This window comes from Amycolatopsis sp. SID8362 (genome assembly GCF_010550475.1).
Classification (GTDB): Bacteria; Actinomycetota; Actinomycetes; order Mycobacteriales; family Pseudonocardiaceae; genus Amycolatopsis; species Amycolatopsis eburnea.
In genome coordinates, this window is record NZ_JAAGNB010000783.1 from 1 (window position 1) to 8,729 (window position 8,729).

At 69.8% G+C, this 8,729-nt stretch carries 7 protein-coding genes and 2 pseudogenes; 3 read left to right on the forward strand and 6 right to left on the reverse strand.

Annotated features, from left to right (window positions below; all coding sequences use genetic code 11):
• Positions 1-183, forward strand: a pseudogene (locus tag G3I65_RS24215) (MFS transporter); the annotation flags it as partial.
• Between the two features lies 1 nt (position 184).
• Here the strand turns inward: G3I65_RS24215 and G3I65_RS24220 are convergent.
• The 3 genes and pseudogenes from G3I65_RS24220 to G3I65_RS24230 form a co-directional block, all read right to left on the reverse strand.
• Positions 185-1,192, reverse strand: a complete 1,008-nt coding sequence (locus G3I65_RS24220; RefSeq protein WP_309235670.1) for a class I SAM-dependent methyltransferase — start codon at positions 1,190-1,192, stop codon at positions 185-187.
• Positions 1,184-1,333 (reverse strand): annotated as a pseudogene (locus G3I65_RS58310) (hypothetical protein); the annotation flags it as partial. The pseudogene G3I65_RS58310 and the gene G3I65_RS24220, both read right to left, overlap by 9 nt.
• A gap of 17 nt (positions 1,334-1,350) precedes the next feature.
• On the reverse strand, positions 1,351-2,604 hold the full coding sequence (locus G3I65_RS24230; RefSeq protein WP_160698135.1) for a cytochrome P450: 1,254 nt from the start codon (positions 2,602-2,604) through the stop codon (positions 1,351-1,353).
• A 243-nt stretch (positions 2,605-2,847) separates the two neighbouring features.
• On the opposite strand from G3I65_RS24230, the gene G3I65_RS24235 reads away from it, so the two are divergent.
• Positions 2,848-3,957, forward strand: a complete 1,110-nt coding sequence (locus tag G3I65_RS24235; RefSeq protein ID WP_203612492.1) for an acyltransferase — start codon at positions 2,848-2,850, stop codon at positions 3,955-3,957.
• Positions 3,958-4,161: 204 nt separating this feature from the next.
• On the opposite strand, the gene G3I65_RS24240 is transcribed toward G3I65_RS24235, so the two are convergent.
• The 3 genes from G3I65_RS24240 to G3I65_RS24250 form a co-directional block, all read right to left on the reverse strand.
• The gene (locus tag G3I65_RS24240; RefSeq protein ID WP_166640512.1) at positions 4,162-5,382 is read right to left on the reverse strand and encodes a class I SAM-dependent methyltransferase; all 1,221 of its coding nucleotides are present in this window, start codon (positions 5,380-5,382) and stop codon (positions 4,162-4,164) included.
• Positions 5,383-5,469: 87 nt separating this feature from the next.
• Positions 5,470-6,465 carry a dTDP-glucose 4,6-dehydratase gene (gene rfbB, locus G3I65_RS24245; RefSeq protein ID WP_160698138.1) on the reverse strand — a complete coding sequence of 332 codons (996 nt, stop codon included), beginning with the start codon at positions 6,463-6,465 and terminating at the stop codon, positions 5,470-5,472.
• Between the two features lie 51 nt (positions 6,466-6,516).
• Positions 6,517-7,158 (reverse strand): sigma-70 family RNA polymerase sigma factor, encoded by a 642-nt coding sequence (locus G3I65_RS24250; protein WP_160698139.1) that lies wholly within the window; start codon positions 7,156-7,158, stop codon positions 6,517-6,519.
• A gap of 176 nt (positions 7,159-7,334) precedes the next feature.
• Here G3I65_RS24250 and G3I65_RS58820 point away from each other — a divergent pair, with 176 nt between their 5' ends.
• Complete coding sequence (locus tag G3I65_RS58820; protein ID WP_160698140.1) at positions 7,335-8,654, forward strand: MFS transporter; 1,320 nt, start codon at positions 7,335-7,337, stop codon at positions 8,652-8,654.
• The last annotated feature ends 75 nt before the right edge of the window (positions 8,655-8,729 follow it).

Consider the following 8,729-nt stretch of genomic DNA (forward strand, 5'->3'; position numbering starts at 1 on the left):
TCGCTGCTGACCGCCATCCGCGAGGCCTTCACCAGCGGGTTCGCCGGTGCGGCGATCGTCTGCGCGGTGCTCATGGTGGTGCTCGCGGCGGTGGCGCTCCTGCTGTTCCGGCACGTGCCGAAGAGCGGCCAGGAACCCGCGCCGGCAGCCGAGTCCATTCCGGACGAAGTGGCGGCCGCGTAGCTCAGACGACGGCGGGTTCCGGGAGCGGCACGATGAACCGCCCCCGGAACCCGTCGGCGCGCAGCAGGGACATCAGCTCGTCGGCGATGTGCCACGACAGCAGCAGCGCGTACTCCGGCTGGTCCGGCCCGCACAGCCGTTCTTGGGCGACCACGGGCAGGTGCGCACCCGGCGACAGCCTGCCGATCTTGCGCGGGTTGACCTCCGAGACGAACTCGAGGTCGGCCGGTCCCAATCCGCAGTAGGTCAGCAAAGTCGTCGCGCGCGCCGGTGACGTCGCGGCCGCGACGCGCGAGCCGTCCCGCGTCACCTCGGCCAGCAGGCCGCGCAGGCGTTCGCGGTGCTCGGCCACGCGCGCGGCGAACTTCCGGTAGGTCCCTTCGTCGGTCAGCCCGAGCGACGCCTCCGACTCCCGGAGCGCGGCGACCGAACCGTCCACTTCGTACTGACCGGCGACACCGGCGTGGACGCGCAGCGACCCGCCGCGCGTGGGGATCCGCTCGACGCGGAACACCTCCAGCCCGTGCGGGGCGAACGCCGCTTCGAGCGCCGTCAGCGAGTAGTACCGCGGGTGTTCGTGGTAGAAGAAGTCGTACTGCAGCGTCTCGAGGAGCTCCGGCAGGTAGTGCGACTCCGAGACGAACACCCCGTCGCCGCGCAGGATCGCGCGCACCCCGGTCAGGAAGTCGGCCGGGTCCTCGACGTAGGCCAGCGTGTTGACCGCGGCGACGATGTCCACAGGAGACAGTCGCCGCGCGGATTCCGCGCCGAAGAACTCCCGGACGACCGGGGCCGGGCCGAAGCCGTTCGGGTCGACGCCGAGCACGTCGAGCCCGCGGGCGGCCAGTTCGGCGAGCAGGACCCCGTGGTTGCTCCCGATCTCGACGACCGAACCGCCCGGGTACTCGGCGGCGAGGAGCCCGGCCAGCTCGCGCAGGTGCCGCCGGTAGCCGGCGGTCACGCCGTCGAGGTGGTGGTAGTCCCCGGAAAACAGCACGCGTTCGCTCACCGGCGCGATGATCTGGACCAGGCCGCAGCGCGGGCAGAACGCGAGATCGAGCGGCCACCTCGGTTCGGCCGCCGCGTCCGCCCGGAACAGGCAGTCCGGCTGCGGCCCGAGCGAGAGGAACTCACGGACCTCGACGCCCGGGCACGTCCGGCAACCGGCTACCGCGCACCGCCGGGGGTGAACGCCACCGGCAGGCGCTTGATGCCGTTGATCATCGGCGACGTCAGCCGGGCCGGCTCCGCCGTCGAGCGCAGGTCCGGGATGCGGGTCAGCAGCTCGCGGAACATCACGCCGATCTCCAGCCGCGCCAGGTGCGCGCCGAGGCAGAAGTGCGGGCCCGGGCCGCCGTACCCGATCTGGGGGTTCGGATCGCGGCGGACGTCGAAGCCCGCGGGGTCGGTGAAGTACTTCGGATCCCGGTTGGCGGCCCAGTAGTACATCATCACCTTGTCGCCCGGGACGAGCAGCTGGCCGGACAGCTCGACCGGTTCGGTGTCCTCGGCGATCGTGCGCCGCTGCGCGATGACCGGGGTCGTCCAGCGGACGATCTCCTCCACCGCGGTCGGCGTCACGCCGTCGAGGTCCGCGAGCCAGGCCTCGCGCTGCTCGGGGTGCTTCGTGAGCAGGTGGATGCCCCAGGCGATCGCGTTGCGGGTGGTCTCGGTGCCGGCGCCGGTGAGCAGGATGAAGAACTGGGCCAGCTCGTCCGGCGTGAGCGCCTCGCCGTTGACTTCGGCGGTCATCAGCTGGGAGATCATGTCGTCGGTGGGGTTCTCGGCGCGCTCGGCGGCCAGCCCGTTCAGCAGGTTGGTCAGCTCCTGCACGGCCTTGAACAGCGCCTCGAACGCGTCTTCGCCCTCGGGCACGTACTCCGGGTCCTGGACGCCCATCATCTTGTTCGTCTGGTCGAAGACGAACTGCTGGCTGGCTTCCGGGACGCCCATCATGTCGCAGATGATGCGCAGCGGCAGCTTCGCGGCGATGTCCTCGACCGCGTCGACCTCGCCGCGATCGATCACCTCGTCGACGATCTCCTTGGCCACCTGGGCCACGTTGTCGTGCAGCGACTTGATCTTCTTGTTGGTGAACCCGCGCGAAACGATGCGGCGCAGGCGGGCGTGGCGCGGGTCGTCCATCGAGATCATCGACTGGCCGAGGAACTCTTCCGGCATGTCGACCGGGGTGGCGTTGCCCTTGCCGGAGATGAACGTGCCGGGGTTGCGGCTGGCGAAGAGGATGTCGTCCATCTTGGTCACCGCGTAGTAGCCGCGGCCGCGCGGCAGCGAGCCGAACTCCGGCTCCTCGAAGAACGGCAGCCCCGGCCGGGCGCGCAACTCGTCGAACGCGGCGTGCCGGTAGTCCAGGGGCTTGGCCCAGAAGCCTTCGAAATCGGAAAGGTCGATCGTGGTCATGTTTCCGGCCTCCACGCCAAAAGTACGGGGTACCGCCGACTATCGCAGACGCCCGCCCTCGCGCGCGCCTTCGAGGTTGCGCGCGAGGGCGGCACGCGGGGAGACGCCGCCGTCGTAAGGCACGGGAAGAGTGAAACGGAATATCAGCTTCGGCTGTCGTCACGACTTGGAGCCGGCATGGCGCAAACTGTGGAAGTCCCCCTCGAGCCCCACCACCTCGGGGCCCCGAGAAAACTGGATTCGTTGACCGGGCTGCGGTTCTACGCCGCGTTCGTCGTGTTCCTCTTCCACACGGGGATCATGATGAACCCGGCGCTGCCGACCGGGCCGATCAACCCGTTCGCCGATGTGGACGTCGCGAAGTGGTACGGCACGATCTTCGGGACCGGCGGCTTCGTCGGTGTCTCCTTCTTCTTCGTGCTCAGCGGGTTCGTGCTGTCCTGGTCGGTGAAGCCCGGCGAGCGCGCGCGGGCGTTCATCCGCCGCCGCATCGTGAAGGTGTTCCCCAACCACCTGGCGATGTGGGTCGCGGCGATGGTGCTGTTCGCCGCGGCCTACACCAGCTGGAAGGCGTGGCTGCCCAACCTGTTCCTGGTGCACCCGTGGTTCCCCGACTTCAGCATCGCGATGAGCGTCGACACCCCGTCGTGGTCGCTCGGCGGCGAGCTGCTGTTCTACGTGCTGTTCCCGCTGATCATCCGCCCGATCCTGCGGATGGACGTCCGCCGCCTGTGGCTGTGGGCCGGGATCATGGTCGCCGGGTTGTTCGCCTACCAGCTCGTCGCCACGTTCGTCGTGCCGAGCGACGGCGCCAACCCGAACATCCCGATTTCGCCGCTGCAGTACTGGTTCGGCTACTTCCTGCCGGTCGGCAGGCTGTTCGAGTTCGTGCTCGGCGCCGTCCTGGCCCGGATCGTGCTGGCGGGCAAGTGGATCGGGATCAAGCCGGCCGCTTCGGTCGTGTTCATGGTCGTCGGGTACGTCGCTTCGATGTTCGTGCCGTTCCAGTTCTCGCTGAACTTCGCCACGCTGATCCCGATCGCGGTGATGGTGGCGTCGTTCGCCAACGCGGACCTGCGGGGCACGCGCACCCGGCTGCGCGGCCGGGTCGCCGTCTGGCTCGGCAACGTGTCCTTCGGGTTCTACCTGTCCCAGGGCGTGACGATCTTCTACCTGAGGTCGCTGATGGGCAACGCCGTGTTCAGCACCCCGCTCGCGATCCTGGTGCTGATCGGCCTGTTCGTGGTGACCCTGTTCGTCGGGTGGCTGCTGTACCGGTTCGTCGAGACGCCGATGATGCGCCGGTTCAGCCGGGCCCGGCCCCCGCGGATCCCGGCACCCCGCGCGAGCTAGCGCGTTCCCCTCGAGCGGCCCCGTCACCCCCGCGGTGACGGGGCCGCTCAGTGCCGCCAGGACCGATGTAGTGAATGACTCATTCATGTCGTCAGATGACATGAATGAGTCATTCACTACATCTCCGCCGGGCGCGGGCAAGCCACTGGCCCCGCCCCTCCGGAGAGGGACGGGGCCAGTGGGCGCCCGTACGGCGGTGCGGCCTCAGCGCTCGAGGATCCGCGGCTCCGGCAGCGGCTCGATGAGCGTGCCCCGGAAGCCCTCGTTGCGCAGGTTGGTGATGACCTCGTCGGCGATGTGCCACGACATCAGCAGCGCGTACTCCGGCTGGTTGTCCCCGGCCAGCTCCTGCTGGCTGATGATGGGGATGTGCGTGCCGGGGAACAGCTTGCCGATCTTGCGCGGGCTGATCTCCGAGACGACGTCGATGTCGTCCGGGCCGAGCCCGCAGTAGTTCAGCATCGTCACCGCGCGGCCCGGCGCGGACGCCGCCGCGACGCGCGCGCCGGAGTTCTTCAGGAACCGGACCAGCTCGTTGAGCTTCTCGCGGTGCTGCTCGACGCGCTCGGCGAACTGCGTGTAGATCATCGAGTCGCGCAGCTTGAGGGAGTCCTCGAGCTCGCGCAGTTCGATGACCGACTGGTCGACCTCGTGCGCGCCCGCGAAGCCGGCGTAGACCCGGATCGAGCCGCCGTGGGTCGGGATCCGCTCGATCTTGACCGTCTCCAGGCCGTGCCGCCGGAACGCCTCGTCCAGCGCCGTGACCGAGTAGTACCGCGAGTGCTCGTGGTAGGCGAAGTCGTACTGGAGGGTCTCCAGCAGGTCCACCAGGTAGTGCGACTCGGTGACGAACAGGCCGTCGTCCTTGAGGAGCGAGGTCACGCCGTCCAGCACGTCGTGCAGGTTGGTGACGTGCGCGAACACGTTGAGCGCGACGACGAGGTCGGTCTTGCCGCGGGTGGCGGCGAGGTCGGCCCCGACGGTCGAGCTGAAGTAGTCCTTCACGACCTGGGACCCGGCCGCGGTCACCTGACCGACCGGGTCGACGCCGAGGACGTCGAACGACCGCGCGGCCAGCTTGTCCAGCAGGCTGCCGTCGTTGCTGCCGAACTCGACGACGGACCGGCCGTCGGTCGAGTCGAACAGACCCGCGAGCGTGTCGGCGAGTCCTTGCAGGTGCTCGTGGTAGCCCGCGGTCAGGCCGGCCAGGTGGTGGTAGTCACCCGAGAACAGGATGCGCTCGCTGACCGACTCCAAGACCTGCACCAGGCTGCACTGCTCGCAGAAACCCAGCTCGAGCGGCCAGAGGCGTTCGTTCTCCGCTTCTTCCCGATTCGCCGGGAAATGGAACGAAGGCTGCTGGCCGAGTGAGAGGAACTTGCGGACCTCCACGTCCCCACACGTTTGGCAGAGCGTTTTACTCACGACCTACTCCTTCGGGCTAGCCGTACGGTGCTCCGGTGGACAAACGTACGGCGCCCGGTTCCGCGGGGGCGTCTCCGCGATTGCGAGCTAGCGCCCGAGAATCCCGTACCTGGCCTCGGTGTCCGTTTTCTGCGGTTTCCACCACCATTCATTCTGGCGGTACCAATCGAGGGTGGCGGCCAGTCCGGCGCGGAAATCCGCGTACCGCGGCTGCCAGCCGAGTTCGGCGCGCACCTTGGTGGAATCGTTGGAATAGCGCAGATCGTGGCCGGGGCGGTCCGCGACGTGGTCGTAGGCGTCGGCCGGTTCGCCGGAAAGCTCGAGGATCAGTTCCACGATTTCCTTGTTGCTGCGCTCGTCCCCGGAACCGATGAGGTAGGTGTGCCCGATCCGGCCGCCGTCGATGATCCGGTGCACGGCGTCGTTGTGGTCGGCGACGTGGGTCCATTCCCGGACGTTGGCGCCGGCGCCGTACAGCTTCGGCCGGGTGCCGGTGAGCAGGTTGGTGATCTGGCGCGGGATGAGCTTTTCGACGTGCTGGTACGGGCCGTAGTTGTTGGCGCAGTTGGAAAGCGTGGCCTCGACGCCGTACGAGCGGACCCACGCGCGGACCAGCATGTCCGAGCTCGCCTTGCTCGCCGAGTACGGGCTCGACGGGTCGTAGGCGGTTTCCTCGGTGAACTGCTCGACCGCGTCGAGCGGCAGGTCGCCGAACACCTCGTCGGTGGAGATGTGGTGCAGCCGCCGTCCGTACTTGCGAACCGCTTCCAGAATGGTGAACGTGCCGAGGATGTTGGTGCGGATGAACGGTGACGGGTCGTGCAGCGAATTGTCCACATGGGACTCGGCGGCGAAGTGGACGACGGTGTCGGACGCGGCGACCAGCCGGTCGACGAGCGCCGCGTCGCAGATGTCGCCGTGCACGAACCGGACCCGGCCGGCGACCGGGTTCAGGCTGTCGCGGTTTCCCGCGTAGGTGAGCGCGTCCAGCACGGTCACCTCCGCGTCCGGCCGCCGTTCGATCGTGTCCAGCACGAAGTTCGCGCCGATGAACCCCGCTCCGCCCGTGACCAGCATCCGCATGCGGGCACGGTGCCACGGCGCCGTACGCGGCCGCGTCTCATCCCGTGCGGGTCACGCCGCCCGCCGCTCCTGGTCGAGCAGTTCGACGACGACGTCCACTTCGGACCGGTCGAGCGCACTCATGTACCGGCGCAGCAGCACCCGTTCCGCGTCGGAGGGCCGCGCCCGTTCGCCGTGCACGCGTTTCATGGTCGCCCGCGCCCGCTGCAGCGCGCTGTTGGCCGACGCGACGCTGATCGCGAGCACCTCCGCGCACTCCTTGGCCGGCCACCCGAGCACGTCGCGCAGGACGAGCACCGCGCGCTGCTTGGGCGGCAGGTGCTGCAGGGCGGTGAGGAAGGCCTGCTCGAGCACTTCCCGCGCGAGCACGGCGGCGTCCGCCCCCGGCGTGCTCGGCTCGGTGCCGTCGGCTTCCAGCTCGCCGGCGTCGGGCTGCCGGGCGAGGTGGTCGAGGCAGCAGTTGGTGGCGATCCGGTACAGCCAGGCGCGGAAGGTCGAGCGGCCGGCGTACTGGTCCCGCTTGTGCCACGCGCGGAGGAATGTCTCCTGGACCATGTCCTCGGCCTCGTCGTAGGACCCGAGCAGCCGGTGGCAGTGGACGCGCAGCTCGTGGCGGTGCCGTTCGAGCAGCCTCCCGAACGCCCGCTCGTCACCGGCGGGGACGGCGCTCGCCCGGTCCGCTCTGTCGTCCACTCGTCTGACTCCCCTCGCATCCCCGGTCCAGGCTCGCAGCGCGGTGGACGGCGCCCTACTCCTCGGTTGCGGTCCGCCGCCCGCTCGGAGCCCGCCGCACCTTCTCCCGTGTTGCGTTCCGCTGCTCGGCAACGCGGGAGATGTGCCGGTCGCGGAGCTCCAGCACGATGGGCGAAGTGGTTGACGCCGATGGCCGGGAGGAAGTCGTGTCACCAGGAATCGGAGCAGCGCCGGCCGACACGGCGAGCCGGGCCGAGATCTCGGCCCGGCGTCGCGGGATGATGGCGCTGTTCACCACCGCCACCCTGATGAACGCCGCGATGGCGGCGGTCGCGCCGACCAGCACCATCTGGGCCGAGCCCTACGTCGGCGTCATGTGGAGCGCGTTCCCGCAGACGCTGACCATCCTCGGCACCGGCCTCGGGGCGCTGCTGCTCGTGCGCGCGACTTCGTGGCTGGGCTGGCGGGCGAGCCTCATGGTCGCCTTCGCCGTCGGCACGCTCGGCGGCCTGATCTGCTTCACCGCGACGCTGATCGAGAGCATCCCGCTGCTGGACGGCGGCATGTTCGTGCTCGGCCTCGGCGTCGGCGGTTCGATCGTCTCGCGGTACGCGGCCGCGGAGCTCTACCCCGCCCATCGCAGCGGGTACGCGCTCGGGCTGGTCGTCGCCGCCGGTGCGGTGGGCTCGGTCGGCGGGCCGCTGCTGCTGTACCCCATGAGCTCGCTGATGGGCAGCTTCGGCCTGCCCGAGCTGTCCGGGCCGTTCCTGCTCGCCGCGGTGGTCAGCGCGGTCGCCGGGCTCGGCGGCATCACGCTGCCCCGGCACAAGGCGCCGCGCCCGACCGGCTCGCAGCTGGCGGTGCTGGGCTCGGTGTTCCGCTCCGGTTCGGCGCGGATGCTGCTGCTGGTCATGATCGTCAGCCAGCTCATCATGGTCGCGATCATGACCGCGGCCCCGATGGACATCATCCTGAAGGACGGCACCCTGGTCGTCGTCGGCGCCGCCCTCGCCGCGCACGCCGGCGGCATGTTCGTCTTCGCGCCGCTCACCGGGTGGATGATCGACCGGATCGGCGCGCGCAAGGTGATGTTCGCCGGCCTGGCGGTGCTCGTGCTCGCCGCCGCGATCGGCGCCGGCTCGACCATGTCCCACACGGTGGTCGGCTCGATCTCCCTGTTCCTGCTGGGGTACGGCTGGAACCTCGGGTTCATGGCGGGCAGCCGCACCCTCGCCACGACGCTGTCCTCCAACGGCCAGGGCCAGGTCGTCGGCGCGGTCGACGCCGTCGTGTGGTGCGTGTCGGCGACCGGCACCATCGGCGGCACCGCCTTGCTCGGCGCCGGCGGGTACTCGATCATGGCGGAGATCATGGGGATCCTGCCGATCGTCACCTTCCTGCTGCTGCTCCGCAGCCGGCCGGTCGCGGCGGTCTCGCCGGCCGCGGCCCCCGCGGCCGCGGCAGGCGCTCCCGAACGCACCGACGAAGCTGCCTGAGCGCGAGGAAGGACGACCCTGGTGCGCTGGAACGCGCTGGAGCGGCGGCTGGCGGGTGAGCTCCTCACCCCGGCC

Bases quoted from the DNA above. Each gene is read 5' to 3' on its own strand.
- G3I65_RS24230 (WP_160698135.1), bottom strand. From the start codon at position 2,604: ATGACCACGATCGACCTTTCCGATTTCGAAGGCTTCTGGGCCAAGCCC.
- rfbB (WP_160698138.1), bottom strand. From the start codon at position 6,465: ATGCGGATGCTGGTCACGGGCGGAGCGGGGTTCATCGGCGCGAACTTC.